Origin of the sequence: Gordonia hankookensis, assembly GCF_014673215.1 — a bacterium.
Classification (GTDB): Bacteria; Actinomycetota; Actinomycetes; order Mycobacteriales; family Mycobacteriaceae; genus Gordonia; species Gordonia hankookensis.
Map to the genome: position 1 here is coordinate 617,162 of NZ_JACWMS010000003.1, position 23,736 is coordinate 640,897.

Consider the following 23,736-nt stretch of genomic DNA (forward strand, 5'->3'; position numbering starts at 1 on the left):
CCCACTCGAAAGGTATCCCCTTGTCCGATCTGAAGATCCGTCTGGCCGCGCTCGACATGGCAGGCACCACTGTCGCCGACGACGGCCTCGTGCTGGCCGCGTTCGATGCCGCCGCCGAGGCCGCGGGGCTCCCCGCGGACGGCCCAGACCACGCACAGGCACGCCAGTACGTGGTCGACACCATGGGCCAGTCCAAGATCGTCGTCTTCCGTCATCTGGTCGACGGTGACGAAGCGCGCGCCCAACTCGCCAACACCGCATTCGAGAATGCCTACGCCTCATCACTTTCCGATGGCGGCGTGCGCGAGATCGGCGGGGCCGCCGACACCATCGACGCGTTGCGGACCGCCGGGATCAAGGTCGCGCTGACGACCGGTTTCAGTGCCGAGACACAGCGTCGGCTGCTGACCGCGCTCGGCTGGGAAGGGCTCGCGGACCTGACAGTTGCGCCGTCGGCCACCCTACGGGGCCGCCCCTTCCCGGACATGATCCTGTCCGCGGTGATCGATCTGCGGATCGACGACGTCCGCCAGGTCGCCGTCCTCGGCGACACCGCCAACGACATCACGAGCGGGATCCGAGCAGGCGCAGAGATCGTGGCAGGCGCCCTCACCGGCGCGCATGACGAAACGCGCCTGAACGCCGCAGGCGCCACCCACATCGTCGACTCCGTGCGCCAGTTCGGCGAGCTGCTCACCCATTGATCAAGACCCGGGACCGTACGCAACGGCGCGTCGGCCACCCGATCACCTCCACCTCATCACCCGAATGAAGGAAACAGCATGCGCCTCTCCGCCTTTCGACGCGGCACCCTGCGTACCGCCGTTCTCGCCCTGACCACGGCCACTGTGGCCGTCACCGCCGCCTGCGGCGGTACCGGAACCTCCGAGTCGGGCGACAAGAGCATCACCGTGTACACCGCCGACGGGCTCGGAAGCTGGTACAAGACCGAGTTCGACACCTTCCGGCAGCAGACCGGGATCTCGGTCAACATCGTGGAAGCCGGTTCGGGAGAGGTGGTGTCGCGCGTCCAGAAGGAGCAGTCCAATCCGCAGGCAGACCTACTGGTCACCTTGCCGCCGTTCATCCAGAAGGCGGCGGGTCAGGGCCTGCTCGCCGACAGCGGCGTGGACACGACGGCGGTGGACAAGGCCGACAAGGATGCAGACGGCAAGTTTGTCGCCATCGTCGACAACTACTTGTCGTTCATCGCGAATCCGTCGGCCACGCCGGCCCCGAAGACCTGGGACGACCTCCTCGCACCGCGATTCAAGGGCAAGATCCAGTACTCCACACCCGGCCAGGCCGGTGACGGCACTGCGGTTCTGCTTCTGCTGCAACACCTCATGGGCGATCAGGCCGCCCTCGACTACCTGTCGAAACTGCAGGTCAACAATGTCGGTCCGTCGAGCTCGACCGGCAAGCTCCAGCCCAAGGTCAGCAATGGCGAACTGATGGTGGCCAACGGCGATGTGCAGATGAACCTGGCATCGATCCGCGACGACGGGTCGAAGTTCAACCTGTTCTTCCCCGCGATGCCCGACGGGTCGCGGACCACCGTGTCCCTGCCCTATTTCGCGGGCGTCACCAAGGGCGCGCCGCACGCCGACAACGCCCGTCAACTGCTCGAGTTCCTGCTCTCGAAGGACGTCCAACAGACCGTGGGCACCCAAGCGCTCGGTGTCTCGGTCCGCACCGACGTCGCGCCGCCTGCTCCCGACGGCACCACCCCGACCCCGTCCGAGGTGATGACGGGTGTCACCGTGTGGCACCCCGACTGGAACTCGGTGCTCACGTCGCTCGATACCGACGTCGCTGCATACCAGAAATCCACCGGGAGCTGAGATGTCCAACCCGTTGACGACCCCGACCGCGCGCGTCTCCGGCACTGCCGCTCCGGCGCAACCGAGCATCGCCTTCGACCGCGTGACCGTCTCCTACGGGCGCGGCAAGAAGTCCACCGACGCCCTGCTCGACTTCACCCTCCGAGTCGAGCGCGGAGAGACCATCGCCCTGCTCGGGCCGAGCGGATCGGGTAAGTCGACGGCGCTCAAGGCTCTGGCCGGATTCGTGCGGCCGAGCGCCGGACGGGTCCGTCTGTCGGGCCGGGACGTGACCGACCTGCCGCCCGCCAAGCGCGGCATCGGTGTGGTGGTGCAGTCGTACGCACTGTTCCCGCACATGCGGGTCCGTGACAATGTCGCGTTCGGCCTCAAGGCGCGCCGTATCCCCAAAGCGCAGATCACCGAACGGGTCTCGGATGCCCTCGCGATGGTCAGTATGTCCGACTACGCGTCACGACTGCCCCGTGAGCTCTCCGGCGGACAACAGCAGCGCGTGGCGATCGCCAGGGCGCTGGCGATCCGACCCGATGTGCTGCTCCTCGACGAACCGCTCGCCGCACTCGACGCGGCGCTGCGCCAGTCCATGGTGATCGAGTTGCAACGGCTGCGGGATGCGTTGCCCGACACGACGATGCTGTACGTGACGCACGATCAGTCCGAGGCGCTCGCGCTCGCGTCCCGGGTCGCGGTGATGCGGGACGCGCAACTCGTCGACATCGGTACCGCCGATGAGTTGTGGTCGCGCCCGCCCAGCAGCTTCACCGCGGGTTTCCTCGGCGGCGCGAACCTGATCGGATGCACTGTCGGCCGGGTGTCGGGTACCACGGCGCTGGTCTCGGTTGGCGACAAGATGTTCACCGGGAGCGCGCCCGCGCCAACGCGACGATGGGCTCCCGGGACCAGGGCTTGGCTCTGTATCCGTCCCCACGAGATGGAGGTGACCACCCTGTGGGCGGCCGGGTCACTGGCCGCCCGGGTGACCGGGTCGGTGTGGCGTGGCGCGACAACCCGTTTCACGCTCGCCGTCGACGGACTGCCCGACCAGCTCCTCGAGGCCGATGTGACCGGACGCGTGGAGCATCCGATCGAATCGCGTGTCGGGGTGCGGTTTCCGAACCCCACCGGCGTGCTGGTGGAGGCTGCGGGGCCGACACGATGAGCACGAGTGATGTGCTGGCGCGAACGCCGCCACCGATCGAACAGGCTGAACTGCAACAGAATTCGACTCCGGACCGATGGCGTCCGGTGGCCTGGGTCGCGGCGCCGCTGCTGATCGTCCTCGTGATCGCGGTATACCCTCTGATCCGTGTCCTGACCGAATCCGCAGCCGGCACCGGTCAGAGCACCTGGCGAGCCGTGCTGGGCAGTGAGATCTTCCTGCGCGCGCTCGCGACGACGGCAGAGATCGCCGTGTGCTCCACCGTCGGTTGCCTCGTCCTCGGCACGTTCCTCGCGATCGTGCTGGCCTTCGTCCCTTTCCCGGGCTCGGGCCTCGTGGCACGCCTGATCGACACCGTGCTCGCCCTGCCGTCATTTCTCATCACACTCGCGTTCACGTTCCTGTACGGGAGTGCGGGCGCGGTGAATGCGGCCATCTTCGAGGTCACCGGTCATCGGCCACTGAACTTCCTCGCGACGCCTGCCGGGGTCATCGCCGCGGAGATCACCTTCTTCACCCCCTTCGTCGTCCGCCCGTTGCTCGCGTCGTTCACGGTGATGTCACGAGATCAGCTCGACGTGGCCGCCAGCCTGGGCGCGTCGCCGTGGCGTGTACTGCGCACCGTGGTCTTGCCCGAGGCGGTGCCCTCGCTGATGGCAGGCGGCAGCCTGGTACTGCTGTTGACGCTCAACGAGTTCGGCATCGTGCTGTTCACCGGCGCGAAAGACGTGGTGACGCTGCCGATGCTCGTGTACACGCGCGGAATCGTCTCCTTCGACCTCCCAGGAGCGGCAGTCATCGCGACCGTGCAGGTGCTCCTGTCACTGACCCTCTACGGCGGATACCGGCTCGTGTTCGCACGGATGACGACGAGCCGGCCAGGAGGCCGCTGATGTTGTTCTGGACTCGACGAGGCCGCGCGGTTGCCTGGACGTTGTTCGCCGTGGTGGCCCTGGTGGTGTTCGTCGCGCCCATCGCCACCGTCGTGGTGGCCGGGTTCGCGGGTTCCTGGACGGGACCGTTGCCGTCGGATCTCGGCCTCGCACACTTCGGCGACGCCCTCTCCGGCGACAACGTCGCCAGCCTGTCGGTGAGCCTCCAGACGGCGTTCATCGCCGGCACGCTGGCACTGCTCCTGGGTACCTGGGCGGCAATCGCCGCCCGCGAGGCGAGCGGGCCGGTCGGCAGGATCGTTGACGCGGTGTTCCACCTGCCGATCGCGGTACCGTCGGTCGCGATCGGCCTGGGCCTGTTGATCAGTTTCAACGAGAAACCCCTCCTGCTCGGCGGGACGAAGTGGATCGTCATCGTCGCGCACACGGTCTTGGTGCTGGCGTTCGCCTTCAGCGCCGTCTCGGCCGCCCTGGAGCGACTCGATCCCGCCTACCGACAGGCCGCGGAATCGCTCGGGGCGGGACCGTTTCGGGTCCTGACCCGCGTGACCCTGCCGCTCCTGCTGCCGGCCCTGGGCGCAGCGGCAGGCCTGGCCGTGGCCCTGTCGATGGGTGAACTGGGCGCCACCGTGATGGTCTACCCCGCGACCTGGAAGACCCTCCCGGTGACGATCTTCGGTCTGTCCGACCGCGGTCAGGTGTTCTCCGCGGCGGCATGCACGTCGGTACTCCTGGCAGCGACGCTGATCGCCTTGGCGCTCCTCGGCCGGATTCGGTCGCGCGCCGAGATGCGATGACGACCTTGTCCGTTTCGACAAAAACGGCGAGGATTGGTTTGCTGATCGGACATATCGTCTCGTGGTCCGAGGTGCTGAACTCCTGGTATGGATGCCATCACCACGCCGCCGCGCCCGTCGAACGAGCCGGTCCACACCTATGCACCCGGTACTCCCGAGCGAACCCGGATCACCGACGAACTCCGCAGGCAGTCCTCGGCGGGCCCGATGGAACTCCCCCACGTCATCGGCGGGTACGAACTGCACGGTAGCGGCCAGCGCATCGATGTCGTCCAGCCTCACGCGCACCGCGAGGTGTTGGGAACCATCTGCAATGCGACCCACGACGACGCCGAGGCCGCCGTCACGGCGGCACGGACAGCTGCGCCGGCGTGGGCGGCGACCTCCTTCGACGACCGTGCCGCCGTCCTCCTGCGTGCCGCCGACCTGCTGAGTGGCCCATGGCGGGAGCGGATTGCCGCCGCGACCATGCTCGGTCAGTCGAAGTCGGTGCAGCAGGCCGAGATCGACGCACCGTGCGAACTCATCGACTTCTGGCGATTCAACGTCACCTTCGCCCGCGAGATCCTCGCCGAACAACCGGTGTCGTCGCCGGGGGTCTGGAATCGGCTCGATCATCGGCCGTTGGACGGATTCGTCTACGCGATCACCCCGTTCAACTTCACCGCGATCGCAGGCAACCTGCCGACCGCGCCGATGCTGATGGGCGACACGGTCGTCTGGAAGCCGTCGCCGACACAGGCGTACGCAGCGCACCTCACGATGCAATTGCTCAGGGATGCAGGACTTCCCGACGGCGTGATCAACCTGGTGCATGGTGATGGTGCCGCCCTGTCGGAGGTGGTCCTCGCCGATGAACATCTCGCGGGTATCCATTTCACCGGCTCGACGAAGACGTTCCAGCACCTCTGGCGAGAGGTCGGCACGAACATCGACCGGTACCGGAACTATCCGCGAATCGTCGGCGAGACCGGCGGCAAGGACTTCATCGTCGCGCATGCTTCTGCCGATCCCGATGTCACGCGCACTGCGTTGATCCGCGGCGCATTCGAGTATCAGGGTCAGAAGTGTTCTGCCGCATCCCGCGTATACATCGCGCGGTCGGTGTGGGCGCGCATGGGCGACGACTTCCTCGCCGAAGCAGATCAGCTGACCTATGGAGACGTCCGCGATCTGGGAAATTTCGGTGGCGCACTGATCGACCGTCGCGCCTACGACAAGAATGTCGCGGCGATCGACCGCGCCAAGACCGTGCCCCACATGACGGTCGCCGTCGGAGGCGAGTGCGACGACAGCGAGGGCTATTTCGTGCGCCCGACGGTACTGCTGTCCGACGACCCCTACGACGAGGCGTTCTCCACCGAGTACTTCGGACCTGTGCTGTCGGTCCATGTGTACGAGGACGACGATTTCGAACACACTCTGGGGCTGGTGGATTCGACCGCGAGATATGCCCTGACGGGCTCGGTGATCGCCACCGACCTCGGCGCCGTCGCCACCGCGTCCGACCTGCTGCGACAGGCAGCAGGCAATTTCTACGTCAACGACAAGCCCACCGGCGCCGTCGTCGGCCAGCAACCCTTCGGTGGCGCGCGCGCATCGGGCACCAACGACAAGGCGGGTTCGAAGGCCAATCTGATGCGCTGGACCTCCACGAGAACCATCAAGGAGACCTTCGTGCCGCCCACTGCATCCGGCTATCCGCACATGGCCTGATCTGCTCGAGACCACAGAGGAACACACGATGAGCAGATTCTTCGACACCGCGCTACGCCCGATCATCACCGCGGCCGCTGCCAGCGATCGCATCAAGGCGACGTCGCAGCGGCTGACGGTGACCAGGCGGGTCGTCGAGCGCTTCGTCCCCGGAGAGACACAGGACGACGTGTCGGCGGCGATACGCAGGTCACTGGGCAACGGATTGTCGGTCACCATCGACCATCTCGGCGAGGACACCACCGACGAGGCGCAGGCCACACAGACCGTCGACGCGTATCTCTCGCTCCTCGAGGAGATGTCGAGGATGCCATCGCCGGACCCGAAGGCCCTGGAGGTATCGGTGAAGCTCTCTGCCCTCGGGCAGATGCTACCGCGACACGGGCGCAAGATCGCCGAAGAGAATGTCCACATCATCTGCACAGCGGCCGAGACAGCCGGCGTCCTCGTGACGATCGATGCCGAGGACCACGCCACCGTCGACGAGCGGCTCGACATTCTGCGGACCGTGCGTCGCGATTTCCCCTCCCTCGGTACCGTCCTGCAGGCATACCTGCGCCGCACCGAAGACGATTGTCGTGAGTTCGCCGAATCCGACGTACGAATCCGACTGTGCAAGGGCGCATATGCGGAGCCGCCCACCGTGGCGTTCACCGATCGCGCCCAGGTCGACGAGGCGTACCTGCGTTGCCTGCGGATCCTGATGAAAGGCAACGGATACCCGATGGTGGCCAGCCACGATCCGATGATGATCGGTGCCGCGCACGAACTCGTGGCGGAGTTCGGTCGGACCCCGGACTCCTGGGAGCACCAGATGCTGTACGGCATCCGCACCGACGAACAGTTGCGGCTCGCCGGAGACGGGCATCGCGTGCGCGTGTACATCCCCTACGGTCGGGAGTGGTACGGCTACTTCGTCCGACGCCTCGCCGAGCGGCCCGCCAACGTCGCCTTCTTTCTCCGGGCACTCGCGGATCGAGGCCGTCCGGTCACAACGGTTGTGCCCGCTTGACCTGATCGGCAGCCCGCGCCGCATCGAGTTCGACGTCGCATCTGATCACCGCCTTGCCGACGCGGAGAACGCCCGACGACAGCGGCTGGGCACGCAGCCCGCCGCGACCGATGAGCGCCTTGCGGACACCCTCACCCGCCATCGAGTCCATCCACGAACACGGATGGGCGGGACGTCCGCCGCGGAAGACGATCCCGCCGTCGCCACTGTCGATCTCGAATTCACGACCGCGCAGCGGGTCGAGTTCGAGGCCGCCGACCACGATATTGCGTCGCGCGACGACCGGATCGACGTCGCCCGCGGCCGCCTGCCACGCTTCGAGCGCCAAGAAGGTGACCGAGGCCTCGGTGTGCGCCCGGATCCCGAAGAAGCGGTCGCCGCGTATCCCCTTGTCCGCCACGATGTCCACCCGATCCGGGGCAATGGTCTCCACATCGTCGGCTGGGCCGTCCTTGGGCCTGCCGAAGTAGGCGTGCCGCGGCGACACCAACAACGAGACGACCTCGAACCGGTACTCCATACCGCTACCGTATTCGCAGCGAACCGGTGGCCGCATTCATAAACACCATGTCTCAGTGGGTCCATATTGGGTATTGGCGCATGTCAAATACGGTCGATAGCCTGGTGAGAACGCCATCGGCAGCGCCGCTCGACAAAGGACCACCATGCTCGTCGCACCCACCGCTCTGGTCGCGGCCACCTCATCGGAGGACCTCGCGGCCGCACGCAAACAGGCACAGTCGTGGCGATCGCCGGAGATCGGGATCGCTGATCGCGACCTCACCGATACCGCGCTCACGGATCTGGTCGCCACCGCCGAGTCCACCGCCGACAGCTCCTTCGCACGGGCGGTGTCCGCGATCCGATCGGCACGTGCCGGCGAGTTCCCGGCCATTCCGCACGTCGACGCTGCCGCCGAGATCTTCCGGAGCTTTCTGCGTGACGACCTCATCGACGGATGGCTCTACGTCCGTGAATCCGACGGCTATCTGCATCCGTACCTGGTCATGGACATCACGCTGGAACACGGCGACCGCACGCACGGACCCCGGATCAAGTTCACCATGGAGGCCGACAACGCCACCGTGAAGCGGCCGTCGCGCAAACCGCGGGTGTTGTACTTCGAGGAGACCGAGGTCGTCGGCAAACCGCCCGGCGACGTTCTCGCCGCCGGGGGTGCGTACAAGGAGACGCCGGAGCTGAAGGCCGACTACCAGACACGCCGAGACCGATATCAGCAGGTCATCGATGACGGATTCGGGCAGCAGTTCACCTTCACCGGCCGCGCGATCCGAACCGACGACTACCGTTCGCCCAACAAGCGGGACAACCGCAAGGTCGTCCACGATGTGGCGCCCAGCGAGATCGCTGCGCTGCGGATGGTCGCGGCCTCGGTCCTTTTCGACGGCGGCGACTATGGTTCGGTACCGGTGATCACCGCGGTCCGCGTCTTCGATCTGGGCGCGCAAGACTTTCTCGATGTGAACACCGGCGATCTGTCCGAGTACATCTACGACGCCGATCTCCAGGACAAGCTGGTCCTCCCCGATGATCAGCGCGAGTTGCTGAACATCCTCACCACAGACATCTCCGTGTTCACCGGCGACATCATCGATGGAAAGTCCGCAGGCAACGTGATCTTGGCGATGGGGCGGCCCGGGGTGGGCAAGACCCTCACCGCGGAGGTGTACGCGGAGGTCACCGGTCGCCCACTGTATTCGATCCACTCCGGATCTCTGGGCGTGACGGCCGAACTCGTGCGCAAGAATCTCGAGGTGATCTTCGACCGTGCGAAACGGTGGGATGCCGTACTGCTCCTCGACGAGGCCGACGTCTTCGTGATGGAGCGCGGACTGGACCTCGCCCAGAATGCCATCGTCGCCGAGTTCCTGCGCACCCTCGAGTATTTCGACGGACTCCTGTTCCTGACGACCAACCGGATCGACGGAGTCGACGAGGCCATCCATGCGCGCTGCGCGGCCGTCATCGAATATCGGCCGCCCGGACCGAAGGATGCACGACAGGTCTGGCAGATCCTCGCGGCCGGGAACGACGTGATTCTGGCCGAGGACCTTCTCGACGATCTCGTCGGCGGCTTCCCCGACATCACGCCGCGCGACATCAAGATGCTCCTGCGACTCGCGTTGCGGATGGCAGCGCACCGCGGGGTGGAACTCGACGCCTCGGTATTCGCCAGTAGCGCGACATTCCGTGGACTGCACTACATTCTGCCGTCGGATCGGTGATCTCGATACGCCTCCTCGCTACGCTCGTCGGCTACTCGATCAGCAGAACAAAGCCAACCCGCTGATCGAGATCACCCCACCCCGACCACCCGCTGATCGAGTAGCCACGAACGAAGTGAGTGGCGTATCGAGATCACCCCACCCCGCCAACCCGCTGATCGAGTAACCGCGAACAATGCCAACCCGCTGATCGAGTAGCCACGAACGAAGTGAGTGGCGTATCGAGATCACCCCACCCTGCCCACTCGACCAACGGGGTTCGACGAGAGTACTTTCCAAGGATGGAGTACGGCGCACACCTGCCGCTGATCGACCTCGACGGTCGCGGTTGGGATGCGGGCCGATTGTCGTCGTACGCACGGACCGCGCAGCGCCTGGGCTTCGCCACCCTGGCCGCCAACGATCATCTGTCCTTCCGGCGTCCATGGCTGGACGGGATCGTTTCGCTGACTTCGGTCATCGACGCCAGCGGAGATCTCGACCTCGCCACAACGGTTGCGCTGCCGGTGGTTCGCGGTCCCGCAGCGCTCGCCAAAGCAGCTGCGGCACTGGATATCCTATCCGGCGGCCGATTCGTCCTCGGTGTGGGTGCGGGCTCCTCGGAGACCGACTACGCACTCGCCGGCGTCGACTTCGATGAGCGGTGGCCGCGGTTCGAGGAGGCGGTCCGGGTACTGAGGTCTCAACTCGGACGCGACGACGGCCCGTCGCCTCATGGCCGCTTCTACCCGGACCCGACGCCATTGGCTCCGAGGCCGAAACGCTCAGGCAGACCACCGGTGTGGGTCGCGAGTTGGGGATCGCCCGCGGGCCTGCGCCGGGTCGCCCGCCTCGGCGACGGCTGGCTTGCGTCCGCCTACAACACGACGCCGGACCAGCTCGCTCACGGCCGAGAAGTACTGCACGCGAGCCGCTCCGACAGCTCCGACTGGGACCCGACCTGCGTGGTCGCAACGATGTGGACCCAGGTGACCCACTCCGAGCGCGAACGGTCCGAGTGGCTGACTCGACTCGCCGGGCTCCTCGGCCGCGACGAGGACGACCTCGCCGGCCGGGTGCTCATCGGCTCGTCCGAACAATGCGCCGGTCTGCTGCGGGAGTACCGCGACGCCGGAGTCGACCAGATCCTCGTCTGGCCGCTCGCCGATCACGAGCTCCAGCTCGAACTCCTTGCCCAGGAGGTGATCCCGCTGGCTGTGGGAGGTGATTCAGCGACTGGCGACGGCGACGGGTGACGGAGTGAGTGCGGCGTACCGAGGTCCACGATGGTTGCGGTGGTGATCTCGATACGCCGCTCACTTCGTTCGCGGCTACTCGATCGGCGGGCAAAGGCCCACACTCGGCACGGCGGCTACTCGATCGGCGGGCAAAGGCCCACACCCGACACCTCGGCTACTCGATCGGCGGGCAAAGGCCCACACCCGACACGGCGGCTACTCGGACGGCGGGTAAGGGCCCACACTCGGCACGGCGGCTACTCGATCGGCGGGCAAAGGCCCACACCCGACACCTCGGCTACTCGATCGGCGGGCAAAGGCCCACACCCGACACGGCGGCTACTCGATCGGCGGGCAAAGGCCCACACTCGGCACGGCGGCTACTCGGACGGCGGGTAAGGGCCCACACCCGGCACGGCGGCTACGCGATCGGCGGGTAAGCAGCGGGCGACCTCGATCAGCCCTCTGGATCGAGCACGAAATCGTAGTTGACCACAACGCCTTCACCGTCCGGGGCGGAGTGCGGGTCGAGCATGAGTTCCGGCTTGACCGCCGTGGCGATGTCGTCGTCGTTGTGCGGGTCACCCGGGAAGTACAGCTGTGTGGTGATCAGCTCGTAACCGGGAGCGCTCACCTTGAAATGCAGGTGGGCCGGACGCCAGGCGTGCCAACCGGCCGCCTCGATGAGCTGGCCACACGCACCGTCGGTCGGGATCTGGTACGGAGCCGGTCGCAACGTGTGGATCTCGAAACGCCCGTCCTCGTTGGCAGTCCACGATCCGCGCAGATTCCATTCCGGCAATCCGGGTGCGAACTGCGAGTAGAAGCCGAGATCGTCGGCGTGCCAGAGCTCGACCTTGGCGCCCGACAGCGGGGTGCCGTCCACCGCGCGAACCTGCCCGGCGAACTCGAGCGGGGTGCCAGGTTCGTCGTCACGCATCGGAATGGTGCCGTTCCACGGCAGCTCGGGTGAGCCGTCGATGTAGTACGGACCCTCGATCGTGCCCTTGCTGCCCTCACGATGCTCGTTGGCGACCTCTTCCACCGAGTGTTCGAGCCACACGTCGAGGAACAGTGGCCATTCGCCGTCCTCGCCGACCCGGATCAGCCATGCCTTGAGGGCGTTGTACTCCTCGTAGCTGACCCGATCGGAGATGATGATGTCGTTGAGCCCCTTGACCACCTTGGTGGCGAGGTAGTTGACGCGCTCGGTGTCGACGACACCGGAGCGGGTGCCGGCGCTCGCCATGCGCTCCCGGAACCGGGCGGAGGCATTGGCTCCGGAGTCGGCGGCCTTCGCGGACGTTTCGGCCTCAAAGCTGATGTCGGTCATGGGTGGAACTCCTTCTGTGCTGGCCTGTGGGCTGACGCTTCGGGTGAGGGCCGGTCAGCCCGCAGCGATATCCGAGGGATGGGTTGCCAAGGGGGTCACCGAGATGTCCATGTAGGCGAACAACGGAAGCCCCGACAAGATGCTGTGCAGTTCGTCGTTGTCGGCCACATCGAAGACGGAGAAATTGGAGTACTCCCCGACGATCCGCCAGATGTGCGGCCACTTGCCGGACCGCTGAAGATCCTGCGAATACGCCTTCTCCCGCGCCACGGTCTCGGCTCTGGTGTCCGGGTCCAGGTCGTGCGGGATGTTGACGTCCATCCGTACGTGGAAGAGCATCTCGTCAGCTCCGATCGAGTCGGTAGTGGGCCAGCTTGTCGGGATCGATCTCGACACCGATTCCGGGGGCCGACGATCGGTGTAGGTATCCGTCCCGGATCTGCAGCGGCTCGGCCAGGAGGTCGTCGCTCATGTCCAGGAAGTTCGACAACTCCCCGGCGTTTCGCGATGTCGATTCGAATGCGGCGCCGAAGGCCAGAGTGCACGACGTGCCGACCTGGCCGTCGATCTGATTGCCCATCACCACTTCCAGGCCCAGCCCCTCGGCGAGATGGTGGACGCGCCGCGATGCGGTGAATCCGGTGCGCGCGGTCTTGATGCTGATCGCCGTCGCCGAGCCACCGAGGATCTCACGGGTGACGTCGGCGGCGGTCGGCACCGACTCGTCGGCGATGAAGGGCACATCGACCTGGCCGACGAGCCATCGCCTGCTCATCACGTCGTCTGCGGGGCAGAGTTCCTCGGCGAACAGAAGTCCGAGGTCGGACATCTCCTTCATCGCGCGGGCGGACTCCGACGCGGTCCATCCCCGGTTGCCGTCGACGTAGAGGTCGATCTCGTCGCCGAACCGGTCACGCAGGGCGCGCACGACCGCGGTGTCCAGGGTGATCGGCCGGCGTCCGACCTTCACCTTGAACGTGTTGATGCCGTAGGTGTCACGCATCTTCTCGGCCTCGGCGACCATCGTCGCCGGATCGGCGAAGCCCAACATGTGACTGACCCGCATGCGATCGGTGTAACCGCCGAGCAGATCGGACACCGGGAGTGCCAGCGTCTTTCCGAGCGCGTCCCAGATGGCCATGTCCAACGCCGATTTCGCGGTCGGGTTGCCGATCGTGCGGGCCAGCCGAGAGACCACGACCTCACGCTCGAGGAGCGTCAGACCGATCACTTGGGGCGCGAAGACCTTCTCGATGACCGCGATGATGCCGTCCTGGGTCTCCCCATAGGTGAACGGCCGCGGCGGTGCCTCCGCCACACCCACGATCCCGTCATCGGTGTGCACCCGGACCAGGACGTGCTCTGCGGTGTGCACCTCACCGGAGGCGAACCTCAGCGGTTTGGAATAAGGAATCGCAAACGGAATCGCTTCGATGGCAGTGATTTTCATGGATGGTCTCCCAGGTATGCGCCGGCGAATGCGGCAGCGATGGCATCGGCGACGGACTGCACGACCGGGTTGTCCTGCCCGGCACGCCAGGCGAGTGCGAGCTCCACGGTGCCGCCGTCGACCAGATCGCGGATCACCAGACCGTCGAGCGGCAGGGACCGGACCGATGCCGGCAGCACCGCAACTCCGAGCCCGGCGGCGACCAGTGCGAGCAGCACCGCCGTACCCGGCGCCTCGTGTGCGCGTCGTGGAACGAAACCTGCTCGATGACAGCTACGGATCGCGGCGTCGTTGACCGCCGAATCGCGACTGTCGTACATCACGAACATCTCGTTGCGCAGGTCGTCCATCGACACCACGGGCTCCACCGCCAAGCGGTGGTCCACGGACACAGCGAGCACCATGGGCTCGATGTCGATCGTGCGCATGTCGATCTCCTCCCCGACCACCGGCGGCCGGAGCACACCGAGATCGATCGCCATCGTGCGCAGACCCTCGCATTGGACGGGGGTGAGCATGTCCGACTGGATCTGGAGGTCGACGTCGGGGAGCTCACGCTTGACCATCCGCGCGATCCTCGGCAGATGTGAGAAGGCCGCGATGCCGGTCAGACCCAGCCGGACCAGTCCGCTGCGGCCCGCCGCGATCCGTCGCACGCCGTCGACGGCGTCGTCGACACCGGCCAGGATGCGTTCGGACTCCCCTTTGAGGTACTCGCCGGCGGGAGTCAGCGCGACCTGACGTGTGGTCCGAGTGAACAACGTGACGTCGAGCTCGTTCTCCAGTTGTCGGATCGCATACGACAGCGCGGGCTGCGCGACGTGCAACTGCGCCGCGGCCTGCCCGAAGTGGCAGGTCTCGGCGACGGCCGCGAAGTAGCGAAGGTGCCGTAACTCCATGTCCGTACGATGTCCTGTCCTGTCTCACCGTGATGACCTGCTGTGATCGACACCACGTATGGATTCCACGGTAGGACAGGGATACATACCAGACAAGGACACAGTTTCCCCTGATTGATAAATGTCATCGATCAATATGATGCTTGGTCAGGACTAGCCATTGGCCTGGTGTGATCGACGCCACGCAGTGTCACAGTGCAGGGACCGCCCACATTCACCGTCCCTGGAGGTAGAGCATGACCGCGTCGACCACCGACAACCTGCACCATGTGAACTCGGTCCTGGCAGATGCCGTCATCGACGACCGCGAGGCCGGCATCTACCGGGCGAACCGTCGCATCTTCACCGACGAGGACATCTTCGAACTGGAGATGAAACACATCTTCGAGGGCAACTGGATCTACCTGGCGCACGAGAGCCAGGTACCGGAGCCGGGCGACTATTTCACGACCTACATCGGCCGGCAACCGGTCATGATCACCCGGGACAAGGATGGCGAGCTGCATTGCCTCATCAATGCGTGCGCCCACCGCGGCGCCATGATCTGTCGACGCAAGACCGACAACCGGATGACCCTCACCTGCCCGTTCCACGGATGGACCTTCCGTAACGACGGAACATTGCTCAAGGTCAAGGATCCCGACGACGCCGGATATCCGGACACCTTCAACGTCAACGGCTCCCACAACCTCACCAAGGTTGCGAGATTCGACAGCTACCGCGGTTTCCTTTTCGGCAGCCTCAATCCCGACGTGCTGACCCTCGACGAGCACCTCGGCGACACCCGGACGATCATCGACATGCTCGTCGATCAGTCGCCAGACGGCCTCGAGGTGGTGCGCGGGGCGTCGACCTACACCTACGACGGCAACTGGAAGGTCCAGGCGGAGAACGGCGCCGACGGCTACCACGTGACCGCGACCCACTGGAACTATGCCGCCACCACATCGCGACGAGGCACCGGCGAATCGAAGAACGACACGAAGGCCCTCGATGCGGGCGGGTGGGGCAAATCGGGTGGCGGATACTGGTCGTACCCGAACGGCCACCTCTGCCTGTGGACCTGGGCGGCCAACCCTGCAGACCGTCCGCTCTGGGACCAGATGGACACACTCAAGGAAAAGTTCGGCGACGCCAAGGGCGAGTTCATGGTCAAGGGTTCACGCAATCTGTGCCTCTACCCGAATGTCTATCTGATGGACCAGTTCTCGACGCAGATCCGGCACTTCCGACCGATCGCCCCGGACAAGACCGAGGTGACCATCTATTGCATCGCGCCCAAGGGTGAGAGCGACGCGGCCCGCGCCCACCGCATCCGTCAGTACGAGGACTTCTTCAACGCCTCCGGCATGGCGACCCCCGACGACCTGGAGGAGTTCCGCTCCTGCCAGCTCACCTTTCGCGCGCAGGCCGCTCCGTGGAACGACATGAGCCGCGGTGCCGAGCACTGGCTGACCGGCCCCGACCCGGTGGCCGAATCTCTCGGGATGACCGGGGTCATCTCGGCAGGCGTGAAGAACGAGGACGAAGGACTGTACCCCGTTCAACACGGCTACTGGCTGGAGACGATGCGCAAGGCAACAGGCTCTCAACCGCCGGTCGACTAGCCGCGACGATTCCACCCGCCACGCATCCCGCCGGTCGAGTAGCCGCAACATATCCCGCCGGTCGAGTAGCCGCCACGCATCCCGCCCGCGACGCATCCCGCCGGTCGAGTAGCCGCAACATATTCCGCCGGTCGAGTAGCCGCAACATATCCCGCCGGTCGAGTAGCCGCGACGAAGGAGCGGCGTATCGAGACCCCGTCCCCGAAAACCTTCTCAGACAGGACGATCCCATGACCACCACAGAGTCCACCGTGACCGCCGGCACAAGCGCATCGGCGCAACTGATCACCCAGAACATGATCGAGCAGTTCCTGTACCGCGAGGCGCGGTATCTCGACGACCGTGAGTTCGAGAAATGGCTCGACTGCTATGCCGACGACGTCGTCTACTGGATGCCCTCGTGGGACGATCGTGACCGATTGACCGAGAACCCGCAACGCGAGATCTCCCTGATCTACTACGGCAACAAGGGTGGTCTGGAGGATCGGGTCTTCCGGATCCGCACCGAACGGTCGTCGGCGACGTCTCTACCGGAACCGCGGACCAGTCACAACATCACCAACGTGGAGGTCATCGAACGTCGCGGCGACATCGTCGACGTCCGGTTCAACTGGCACACCATGTATTTCCGGTACAACACCGTCGACCCCTATTACGGTACGTCTTTCTACACGATCGACTTCTCCGGCGAGCACCCGCTGATCCGGCGCAAGACCATCGTGCTCAAGAACGACTACATCCACCACGTGGTGGACATCTACCACTTCTAGGGACATCAGCACATGACTGTCACGACAGACCGGAACACGGCGTCCGCCACCGGAGCCGAACCCAAGACCCATCAGGTCGCGTTGGCCTTCGAAGACGGTGTCACGCGGTTCATCACGTGCCGCGAGGACCAGACCGTCGCCGACGCGTCCTACCGCCAGCGGATCAACATCCCCCTCGACTGCCGCGACGGTGCGTGTGGCACCTGTAAGGCGTTCTGCGAATCCGGCGAGTACGACGGTGGCACCTACATCGAGGATGCGCTCTCCGACGACGAATCCGCCGCAGGTTTTGCTCTGCCCTGCTCGATGAAGCCGAGATCCGATCTGGTGCTCGACATCTCGGCCACCTCCGACATCGCCAAGACACAGGCCTCGACGTTCACCGGCTCGGTCGTCGAACTCGACCGGCTCTCGGAATCCACGATGCGTGTCGGCATCGAGATACCGAACCGTGGCGACCTGGCGTTTCTGCCAGGCCAGTACGTCAACATCTCGGTACCCGGAACCGATGACGGTGACGGCGGATTGCTGTCACGCTCGTACTCGTTCGCCAACGGCCCCCACGAGGAACGACTCGTCTTCCTGGTGAAACTGACGCCAGGTGGCGCGATGTCCACCTACCTCACCGACCGTGCGCAGCGTGGGGACTCGATCACTCTGCGCGGGCCACACGGATCGTTCTTCCTCCGCGAGGCGATCCGGCCCGTCCTGCTGCTGGCGGGCGGAACCGGGCTCGCGCCCATCCTCTCGATGCTGCGCAAATTGCATGACGACGACAGCGACCGCCGAGTCCACCTGGTCTACGGCGTGTCGACCGACATCGATCTGGTCGCGCTCGACGAGATCGAGTACTTCGCAAGTGAGCTACCCGGATTCACCTGGGACCACTGCGTCTCCGATCCAGGCAGCGCTGCAGCCAACAAGGGCTACGTGATGAGCCTGATCGAGCCGCGACATCTCTACGGTGGCGACGTTGCCGTGTATCTGTGCGGGCCGCCGCCGATGGTGGAATCGGTCCGGGAACACGTCGGCGCGGCGGGCATCGAGCCGACCGGGTTCTACTACGAGAAGTTCGCTCTGGCCGTTCCGTCCGCCACGTCTAACCCGACCGACCAGGCATCCGTCGCCACGATCTCCGGACCGGAATCGGCAACGGCCACCGACGAACCGGTGGTTCCGACGGCCGATGCCCGCGCGATCGCAGGCCAGATCACCCTGCCGCCGAGCAACATCGAACCGTGGTCAGAACCTGTCGGCACCCGCGGCGACGACGACACCAGATTGCGGATCGCCGGACAGCAACTGTGGACGGTCAGCGGAACGAGCGCCGACCTCGACGCCGACGACGGCGCGGTCGCGCCGGTGTCCGCTCGCGCCATCGCCGGTCAGGAACTGTTCGCGCCCAACGTGATCGCTCCCCTGCACGGTCCCGCAGTCCCCACCGCCGAGATCCCACCAACGGGGGCCCCCGAGGCTCCGGCCACCCAGCCCGACCCGGAGGCGACCATGGTGACCCCCGAGGGCTACCAGATCGGCGAGGAACACCCGGCCATCCACGAGTCCGACGCGTTGTTCGAGGCACGCGCCGCCCTGGAACTCGGCGCCCTCGAGCTGACGTTCGGTCGCCTCACGAGTGGGCAACTCGCCGGCTACCGGTTGCTCGCGGAGACCACGTTGCCGTTCGTCGAGGGTGAGCGATTCGTGGATGCCGCAGAGTACACCGAGACCAACGCGAACTTTCACGACTACCTCTTCACCCTGACCGGCAACACCCATCTCCTCGAGGCCTACAAGGCACTCGGTGTGAAGGGCCGGATGGGCGAGGTGCTGCGCAACGCCACGTGGTGCCACCCGCTCTGCGCCCAGGACCACGTCGACATCGTGGCGGCCTTCGAGTCGGGGGACCGAGAGTCGGCGCGCACGCTGATCGCCGACCACGCCGACCGTTCCAAGGAGACCATGCGTCGCGCGATGGCCGACGAGATGGCCTCGAACCGGCCGCGTTTCGTCTCCCCGGGGCGGTTCACCGGAAAGGTCGTGGTGGTCACCGGTGCCGCGCAGGGCATCGGCGCTCAGGCCGCGCGTCGGATCAGCGCCGAGGGGGGCACGGTGGTGCTCGCGGACCGCTCGGACATCGTCACCGAGTTGGCCGGACAACTCGATGCCGCGGGAGCCGGTGCGATCGCCGCAATCGCGGACCTCGAGACGTATGACGGCGCAGAGTCGGTGATGCGGACGGCTGTGGCCACCTACGGTCGCGTCGACGTGCTGATCAACAATGTGGGCGGCGCCATCAACTTCAAGCCGTTCACCGAGTTCACCGACCAGCAGATCCGCGCGGAGATCGACCGTTCGCTGATGACGACGCTGTATGCATGCCGCGCGGTGCTGCCGTCGATGGTCACCGCCGGAAACGGGGTCATCGTGAACGTGTCGTCGGCGGCCACGCGAGGCATCCACCGCATCCCGTATTCGGCGGCCAAGGGCGGCATCAATGCCATCACCGCCTCGCTCGCAATGGAATACGCCGAGAGCGGTATCCGAGTGGTGGCCACCGCCCCGGGCGGCACCGAGGCGCCGCCACGCCGCATCTCACGCGGGACCCCCGCACCGGCGAACCACACCGAGGAGGAGTGGTTCCAGGCGCACATCGATCAGACGATCTCGTCGTCGCTGGTGAAACGCTATGGAACCCTCGACGAACAGGCAGCCGCGATCTGCTTCCTCGCCTCGGACGAGGCCGCCTACATCACCGGGACCGTGCTCCCGGTGGCGGGCGGAGATCTGGGCTGAACCTTCCGCGCCGGACATACGATGGGACGGTGATCATCGCTGCGGAGTGTCTCGGAAGGGGTTCCGAGATCGACGAACTCCTCGGCCGCGCCCGGGCGGCCACCGGGCCGGAGTTCATCGCGCTCATCGGCGACGCCGGCATCGGCAAGAGCACGGTGCTGCGACGACTCGCCCAGGCCGCCGCGGAGATCGACGTCGACACGCTGGTGATGTCGGGCGGACGGCTGGCACGCTCGGACGTCGAGGGCGTCATCCGGTCGGCCACCGGACCTGCCATTCTCCTCGTCGACGACGCCGACCAGAATGATGAGCTCGTCCGTCACATCGCAGCGCTGGTGCAACCGAGCCGCGAAGCACCGGTGCTCGTCATTCTCGCCGCCGCCGATCCGACGCCTGCGATCAACGCGCTGCTGGCCGACACCCTCCGCCTCGGGGGCATCGATCGAGACAGCGTCGCGGCCCTGGCCACGGCGCGCGGCCGAGTGCTGCACCCGATCGTCGTCGACCGGCTGACCAGGCACACCGAGGGCAACCCCCGCGATGCCATCGCCCTCCTCGACGAACTGCCCACGGCCACCTGGTCCCGGGTCGATGTCGAGCTGCCGGCTCCGTCGCACGTCGTGGCCGAGGTTCGTCGACGGCTCGCGGACACCACCCCACCCACCCGTGCGCTCATCGAGGCGATCACCGTGCTCCGCGACGTGGACTCGCTGGGTACCGCTGTCACTCTCAGCGAGATCGATGACCCGCTCACCGCGGTCGACGAGGCGCTACGAACCGGGTTGGTGGTGGCGCCGACGGCACTGACACCCGCACAGACACAGCCGCATACCGCGGGTCCGCTGATCCAGGCCGCGATTCTGGAGGTCATGGGTATCCGCGCCGTCGGGGATCTCCACCGTCGGGCGGCGACGGTCGTGGCCGACCCGGTCCGGAGACTCCATCATCGCGTCGCCGCGACGGCGATCCCGGACCCCGCTCTGGCCGACGACCTGGACGCACTCGCCCGTGACCGCGGCTCCGATGGCGCATGGGCGGAGGCGGCCGGGCTCTTTGCGCAGGCGGGTCGCCTCACAGCGGATCCGCTGGACCGCGAGACACGTTCGACACTGGCGTTGGACGCATTGCTCGCTGCCGGTGACTGCGTGGGCGCCGGAGCGCTGGTGCCCCAGGTGGAGAGCCTCCGGGAGACCCCGCTGCGAAATGCCGCGCTCGCGTATCTCGCCATCTTGCGCGGCCGCTCTGCCGAAGCGCAGGTACGTCTCGACAGAGCCTGGGACATCGTCAATTTCGACCGCGACCCCGATACCGCCGCCCTCATCGCACAGCGCTACGTCCTGCACAACCTGGTCCGATGTCAGGGCACGGAGCTGGTGGAATGGGCCGATCGCGCCATCACGATGGCGGGCAGCCAGTCGCCGGCAGGCGTGGAAGCGGCCGTGATCCGCGGACTCGGCCTCGCCTGGTCCGGACGACCCACCGAGGCGACCGCCGAATATGCCGCCCTCACCGAACGGATTCGGTTCGGGGCACAGGCGCAGCGCGCGACGATGGGCCGGGGGTGGTTGCAACTGGGGCTCGACGACGTCGGCGCGGCGCGTAGCAATCTGGAGACCGCGGTGTCGATGGCCAACCTCGGCGGTTCGGCGCGGATTTCGTTGTGGGCGCTGGGCTGGCTCGCTCGGACACAGTGTCTCACCGGGGATTGGGAGCCGGCGCTGCACACCGTGGAGCAGGGGCGTGCGCTCGCCCGGACCAGCGGCATCGCGCTGGCCACGCCATTGCTGAATTGGACCGCAGCGCAGATTCATTCGCTACGCGGCGAATGGGAGGAGGCCGAACGCAGCGTCCAGGAGGCGTCGACCTCCGTGGGTGACTACGAGATCATGCGGATTCCGGACCTGTTGGCGCGCGGTCAGATCGCAGAGGCCGCCGCCGACTACGGCAAGGTGCGCCGGACGCTGGAGCCGCTGATGCGGATGGCCGACGACGTCCCAGGACTCCGCGAACCAGGATGGTGGCCGTGGGTCGACGTGCTGGCCAACGCGCTCGTCATCGACGGCCAACTCGGCGCCGCCGATGACCTGTTACGGCCGTACGAGCAACTCGTCGAACAGCGCGGGCACCGCTCGGCCTCGGCGAGACTCAAGTACGCGCGTGGCAGACTACTCGGGGCGACAGGTGAGATACACCAGGCCAGAAGAACTTTCGAAGAGGCTCTGGAGCTCCTGGACGGACTGCCCCTACGCTACGACCTCGCGCGGGTCAACTTCGCGTACGGTCAGACGCTGCGACGCGCGGGGAAACGCCGGGCTGCCGATGTCGTCATGGGGACGGCGCGGGAGATGTATCTGTCACTCGGTGCGATCACGTATGTCGAGCGGTGCGAACGTGAACTCAAGGCCGGCGGGCTCAACGCCATCCGATCCGATCGTGATGCCGTCGACCTGACGCCGCAGGAGGAGGCCGTCACCGAGCTCGTCTCCCGCGGCATGTCGAACCGCGAGGTGGCGGCCGAACTGTTCATCTCCCCCAAGACCGTTCAGTATCACCTGACACGCATCTATGCCAAGCTCGGAATCCGGTCACGATCGGAGCTCGCGGCGATGCGGCGGTGATGCTCAACCGGCCGGTCCACGTGGTCTCGATACGCCACTCACTTCGTTCGTGGCTACTCGACCGGCGAAAAATATCACCGTGGCTACTCGACCGGCGGTGTGGTGTTCGCTGGTCGAGTAGCCACCGAGCGCAGCGAGGAGCCGTATCGAGACCACGCCGTCACGAACGCCGCTTCTTACGTGCGAGCTCCGGCAGATCGCGCAGATTCCCGGTGATCAATGCGAGCCGCTTCGCCCTCGACCAACCCTGCACCCGCTTCTCGAGTGCATATGCCTCGCCGATGGATTCACACTCCTGGCGGTAGACCAGCTTCACGGGTAGGCGACGGCTGGTGTACCGCGCCCCTTGTCCGGAGCGGTGCTGCTCCATCCGCAGATCAAGGTTTCTCGTGCTCCCGACGTAGAAGCTGCCGTCGGAGCACTCGAGGATGTAGAGGTAGGCCGCCATGATCTGACCATGCGGCATGACCGGCACGCCCGCCGAAATCCATCCGCAGGCGGACGGCTCACTGTGCAGAACCGGTGGTCTCGATACGCCACTCACTTCGTTCGCGGTTACTCGACCGGCGAAGTATCACCGCCGCTACTCGACCAGCGAGGTATCACCCTCGGCCACTCGACCGGCGAGATGTCACCGCGGCTACTCGACCAGCGGTGGTGTTCGCTGGTCGAGTAGGCACCGAGCGCAGCGAGGCGCCGTATCGAGACCGCCCCGCCTAGACCCGGGCGGGCTCGTTCGTCGACGTCCGGTCCACCACCTGCGCACCGGTTTTCGCTTCGACGGTGGCAAAGTCGACGTCCGGCGCGAGTTCGACGACGTCGAATCCCGCACCGTTGACGTCGAACACACCGAGATCGGTGATCACGCGGCTGACCACGGATCGTCCGGTCAGCGGAAGCGAGCAGTCGGCGACCAGCTTGGGATCGCCCTTTTTGGTGGTGTGCTCCATGAGCACGATGACCTGGCCGGCGCCGTTCACGAGGTCCATGGCACCGCCGATGCCCTTGACCATCGCACCGGGGACCATCCAGTTGGCGAGGTCACCGTTGCTCGACACCTGCATACCGCCCAGCACCGCGACATCGACATGCCCACCGCGGATCATCGCGAAACTCGTTGCCGAGTCGAAGAACGACGCCCCCGGCAGGACCGACACGGTCTGCTTGCCGGCATTGACGAGGTCGGGATCGACCTCGTCGTCGTACGGGTACGGTCCGACGCCCAGGATGCCGTTCTCCGCATGCAGCGTGATGCCCGAGTCGTCGGGGAGATGGTCGGGGATCATCGTCGGCAGGCCGATACCGAGGTTCACGTAGTCGCCCTGCCGGAGTTCGCGCGCCGCGCGTGCCGCCATGTCGGTGCGGGTCCAGGTCATGGTGTC

20 protein-coding genes are annotated in these 23,736 nt (G+C 66.1%); 13 read left to right on the forward strand and 7 right to left on the reverse strand.

The window, feature by feature from the left end; genetic code table 11:
• Positions 1 to 20: 20 nt before the first annotated feature.
• The 7 genes from IDF66_RS17305 (at position 21) to IDF66_RS17335 (ending at position 7,421) form a co-directional block, all read left to right on the forward strand.
• Positions 21 to 704, forward strand: a complete 684-nt coding sequence (locus tag IDF66_RS17305; RefSeq protein ID WP_190267888.1) for a phosphonatase-like hydrolase — start codon at positions 21 to 23, stop codon at positions 702 to 704.
• A gap of 78 nt (positions 705 to 782) precedes the next feature.
• Positions 783 to 1,844 (forward strand): 2-aminoethylphosphonate ABC transporter substrate-binding protein, encoded by a 1,062-nt coding sequence (locus tag IDF66_RS17310; RefSeq protein WP_190267889.1) that lies wholly within the window; start codon positions 783 to 785, stop codon positions 1,842 to 1,844.
• Position 1,845: 1 nt separating this feature from the next.
• Entirely contained in the window at positions 1,846 to 3,003 is a 1,158-nt protein-coding gene (locus IDF66_RS17315; RefSeq protein WP_190267890.1) for an ABC transporter ATP-binding protein, read from the forward strand.
• Positions 3,000 to 3,896 (forward strand): 2-aminoethylphosphonate ABC transporter permease subunit, encoded by an 897-nt coding sequence (locus IDF66_RS17320; RefSeq protein WP_190267891.1) that lies wholly within the window; start codon positions 3,000 to 3,002, stop codon positions 3,894 to 3,896. Before IDF66_RS17315 ends, IDF66_RS17320 begins: the two co-directional genes overlap by 4 nt.
• On the forward strand, positions 3,896 to 4,693 hold the full coding sequence (locus IDF66_RS17325; protein WP_190267892.1) for an ABC transporter permease: 798 nt from the start codon (positions 3,896 to 3,898) through the stop codon (positions 4,691 to 4,693). Before IDF66_RS17320 ends, IDF66_RS17325 begins: the two co-directional genes overlap by 1 nt.
• Before the next feature lie 87 nt (positions 4,694 to 4,780).
• The gene (pruA, locus tag IDF66_RS17330; protein ID WP_190267893.1) at positions 4,781 to 6,409 is read left to right on the forward strand and encodes an L-glutamate gamma-semialdehyde dehydrogenase; all 1,629 of its coding nucleotides are present in this window, start codon (positions 4,781 to 4,783) and stop codon (positions 6,407 to 6,409) included.
• Positions 6,410 to 6,437: 28 nt separating this feature from the next.
• Complete coding sequence (locus tag IDF66_RS17335) at positions 6,438 to 7,421, forward strand: proline dehydrogenase family protein (RefSeq protein WP_190267894.1); 984 nt, start codon at positions 6,438 to 6,440, stop codon at positions 7,419 to 7,421.
• On the opposite strand, the gene IDF66_RS17340 is transcribed toward IDF66_RS17335, so the two are convergent.
• Positions 7,399 to 7,941, reverse strand: coding sequence for an MOSC domain-containing protein (locus IDF66_RS17340; RefSeq protein WP_164307086.1), 543 nt, complete (start codon positions 7,939 to 7,941; stop codon positions 7,399 to 7,401). The genes IDF66_RS17335 and IDF66_RS17340 overlap by 23 nt on opposite strands.
• Before the next feature lie 145 nt (positions 7,942 to 8,086).
• On the opposite strand from IDF66_RS17340, the gene IDF66_RS17345 reads away from it, so the two are divergent.
• Both IDF66_RS17345 and IDF66_RS17350 read left to right on the forward strand, forming a co-directional pair.
• Entirely contained in the window at positions 8,087 to 9,667 is a 1,581-nt protein-coding gene (locus IDF66_RS17345) for an AAA family ATPase (RefSeq protein WP_190267895.1), read from the forward strand.
• A 281-nt stretch (positions 9,668 to 9,948) separates the two neighbouring features.
• A complete protein-coding gene (locus tag IDF66_RS17350) occupies positions 9,949 to 10,902 on the forward strand; it encodes an LLM class flavin-dependent oxidoreductase (protein WP_190267896.1) in 954 nt (317 codons plus the stop codon).
• Positions 10,903 to 11,341: 439 nt separating this feature from the next.
• Here IDF66_RS17350 and catA read toward each other — a convergent pair whose 3' ends face one another.
• The 4 genes from catA to IDF66_RS17370 are packed head-to-tail and all read right to left on the reverse strand — an operon-like array spanning position 11,342 to position 14,566.
• Complete coding sequence (gene catA, locus IDF66_RS17355) at positions 11,342 to 12,217, reverse strand: catechol 1,2-dioxygenase (RefSeq protein WP_164307089.1); 876 nt, start codon at positions 12,215 to 12,217, stop codon at positions 11,342 to 11,344.
• A 54-nt stretch (positions 12,218 to 12,271) separates the two neighbouring features.
• Positions 12,272 to 12,556, reverse strand: coding sequence for a muconolactone Delta-isomerase (gene catC, locus IDF66_RS17360; RefSeq protein ID WP_164307090.1), 285 nt, complete (start codon positions 12,554 to 12,556; stop codon positions 12,272 to 12,274).
• A 4-nt stretch (positions 12,557 to 12,560) separates the two neighbouring features.
• On the reverse strand, positions 12,561 to 13,667 hold the full coding sequence (locus IDF66_RS17365; RefSeq protein WP_190267897.1) for a mandelate racemase/muconate lactonizing enzyme family protein: 1,107 nt from the start codon (positions 13,665 to 13,667) through the stop codon (positions 12,561 to 12,563).
• On the reverse strand, positions 13,664 to 14,566 hold the full coding sequence (locus IDF66_RS17370) for a LysR family transcriptional regulator (protein ID WP_164307092.1): 903 nt from the start codon (positions 14,564 to 14,566) through the stop codon (positions 13,664 to 13,666). Before IDF66_RS17370 ends, IDF66_RS17365 begins: the two co-directional genes overlap by 4 nt.
• Positions 14,567 to 14,802: 236 nt before the next feature.
• Here IDF66_RS17370 and benA point away from each other — a divergent pair, with 236 nt between their 5' ends.
• The 4 genes from benA (at position 14,803) to IDF66_RS17390 (ending at position 22,354) form a co-directional block, all read left to right on the forward strand.
• A complete protein-coding gene (benA, locus tag IDF66_RS17375) occupies positions 14,803 to 16,173 on the forward strand; it encodes a benzoate 1,2-dioxygenase large subunit (protein ID WP_190267898.1) in 1,371 nt (456 codons plus the stop codon).
• A 230-nt stretch (positions 16,174 to 16,403) separates the two neighbouring features.
• Positions 16,404 to 16,943: a benzoate 1,2-dioxygenase small subunit gene (gene benB, locus IDF66_RS17380; protein ID WP_190267899.1), complete on the forward strand. Its 540-nt coding sequence runs from the start codon at positions 16,404 to 16,406 to the stop codon at positions 16,941 to 16,943.
• Positions 16,944 to 16,955: 12 nt separating this feature from the next.
• Entirely contained in the window at positions 16,956 to 19,736 is a 2,781-nt protein-coding gene (gene benC, locus IDF66_RS17385) for a benzoate 1,2-dioxygenase electron transfer component BenC (protein WP_190267900.1), read from the forward strand.
• A 29-nt stretch (positions 19,737 to 19,765) separates the two neighbouring features.
• The gene (locus tag IDF66_RS17390; protein ID WP_190267901.1) at positions 19,766 to 22,354 is read left to right on the forward strand and encodes a LuxR C-terminal-related transcriptional regulator; all 2,589 of its coding nucleotides are present in this window, start codon (positions 19,766 to 19,768) and stop codon (positions 22,352 to 22,354) included.
• Between the two features lie 160 nt (positions 22,355 to 22,514).
• Here the strand turns inward: IDF66_RS17390 and IDF66_RS17395 are convergent, their stop codons facing one another.
• A complete protein-coding gene (locus IDF66_RS17395; RefSeq protein ID WP_190268063.1) occupies positions 22,515 to 22,802 on the reverse strand; it encodes a GIY-YIG nuclease family protein in 288 nt (95 codons plus the stop codon).
• Between the two features lie 268 nt (positions 22,803 to 23,070).
• Complete coding sequence (locus tag IDF66_RS17400) at positions 23,071 to 23,730, reverse strand: 3-oxoacid CoA-transferase subunit B (protein WP_190267902.1); 660 nt, start codon at positions 23,728 to 23,730, stop codon at positions 23,071 to 23,073.
• Positions 23,731 to 23,736 lie beyond the last annotated feature (6 nt).

Excerpts from the sequence above, each read along its gene's own strand:
- IDF66_RS17310 (WP_190267889.1), top strand. The coding sequence starts at position 783 with ATGCGCCTCTCCGCCTTTCGACGCGGCACCCTGCGTACCGCCGTTCTC.
- IDF66_RS17315 (WP_190267890.1), top strand. The coding sequence starts at position 1,846 with ATGTCCAACCCGTTGACGACCCCGACCGCGCGCGTCTCCGGCACTGCC.
- IDF66_RS17320 (WP_190267891.1), top strand. The coding sequence starts at position 3,000 with ATGAGCACGAGTGATGTGCTGGCGCGAACGCCGCCACCGATCGAACAG.
- IDF66_RS17325 (WP_190267892.1), top strand. The coding sequence starts at position 3,896 with ATGTTGTTCTGGACTCGACGAGGCCGCGCGGTTGCCTGGACGTTGTTC.
- pruA (WP_190267893.1), top strand. The coding sequence starts at position 4,781 with ATGGATGCCATCACCACGCCGCCGCGCCCGTCGAACGAGCCGGTCCAC.
- IDF66_RS17335 (WP_190267894.1), top strand. The coding sequence starts at position 6,438 with ATGAGCAGATTCTTCGACACCGCGCTACGCCCGATCATCACCGCGGCC.
- IDF66_RS17340 (WP_164307086.1), bottom strand. The coding sequence starts at position 7,941 with ATGGAGTACCGGTTCGAGGTCGTCTCGTTGTTGGTGTCGCCGCGGCAC.
- IDF66_RS17345 (WP_190267895.1), top strand. The coding sequence starts at position 8,087 with ATGCTCGTCGCACCCACCGCTCTGGTCGCGGCCACCTCATCGGAGGAC.
- IDF66_RS17350 (WP_190267896.1), top strand. The coding sequence starts at position 9,949 with ATGGAGTACGGCGCACACCTGCCGCTGATCGACCTCGACGGTCGCGGT.
- catA (WP_164307089.1), bottom strand. The coding sequence starts at position 12,217 with ATGACCGACATCAGCTTTGAGGCCGAAACGTCCGCGAAGGCCGCCGAC.
- catC (WP_164307090.1), bottom strand. The coding sequence starts at position 12,556 with ATGCTCTTCCACGTACGGATGGACGTCAACATCCCGCACGACCTGGAC.
- IDF66_RS17365 (WP_190267897.1), bottom strand. The coding sequence starts at position 13,667 with ATGAAAATCACTGCCATCGAAGCGATTCCGTTTGCGATTCCTTATTCC.
- IDF66_RS17370 (WP_164307092.1), bottom strand. The coding sequence starts at position 14,566 with ATGGAGTTACGGCACCTTCGCTACTTCGCGGCCGTCGCCGAGACCTGC.
- benA (WP_190267898.1), top strand. The coding sequence starts at position 14,803 with ATGACCGCGTCGACCACCGACAACCTGCACCATGTGAACTCGGTCCTG.
- benB (WP_190267899.1), top strand. The coding sequence starts at position 16,404 with ATGACCACCACAGAGTCCACCGTGACCGCCGGCACAAGCGCATCGGCG.
- benC (WP_190267900.1), top strand. The coding sequence starts at position 16,956 with ATGACTGTCACGACAGACCGGAACACGGCGTCCGCCACCGGAGCCGAA.
- IDF66_RS17395 (WP_190268063.1), bottom strand. The coding sequence starts at position 22,802 with ATGGCGGCCTACCTCTACATCCTCGAGTGCTCCGACGGCAGCTTCTAC.
- IDF66_RS17400 (WP_190267902.1), bottom strand. The coding sequence starts at position 23,730 with ATGACCTGGACCCGCACCGACATGGCGGCACGCGCGGCGCGCGAACTC.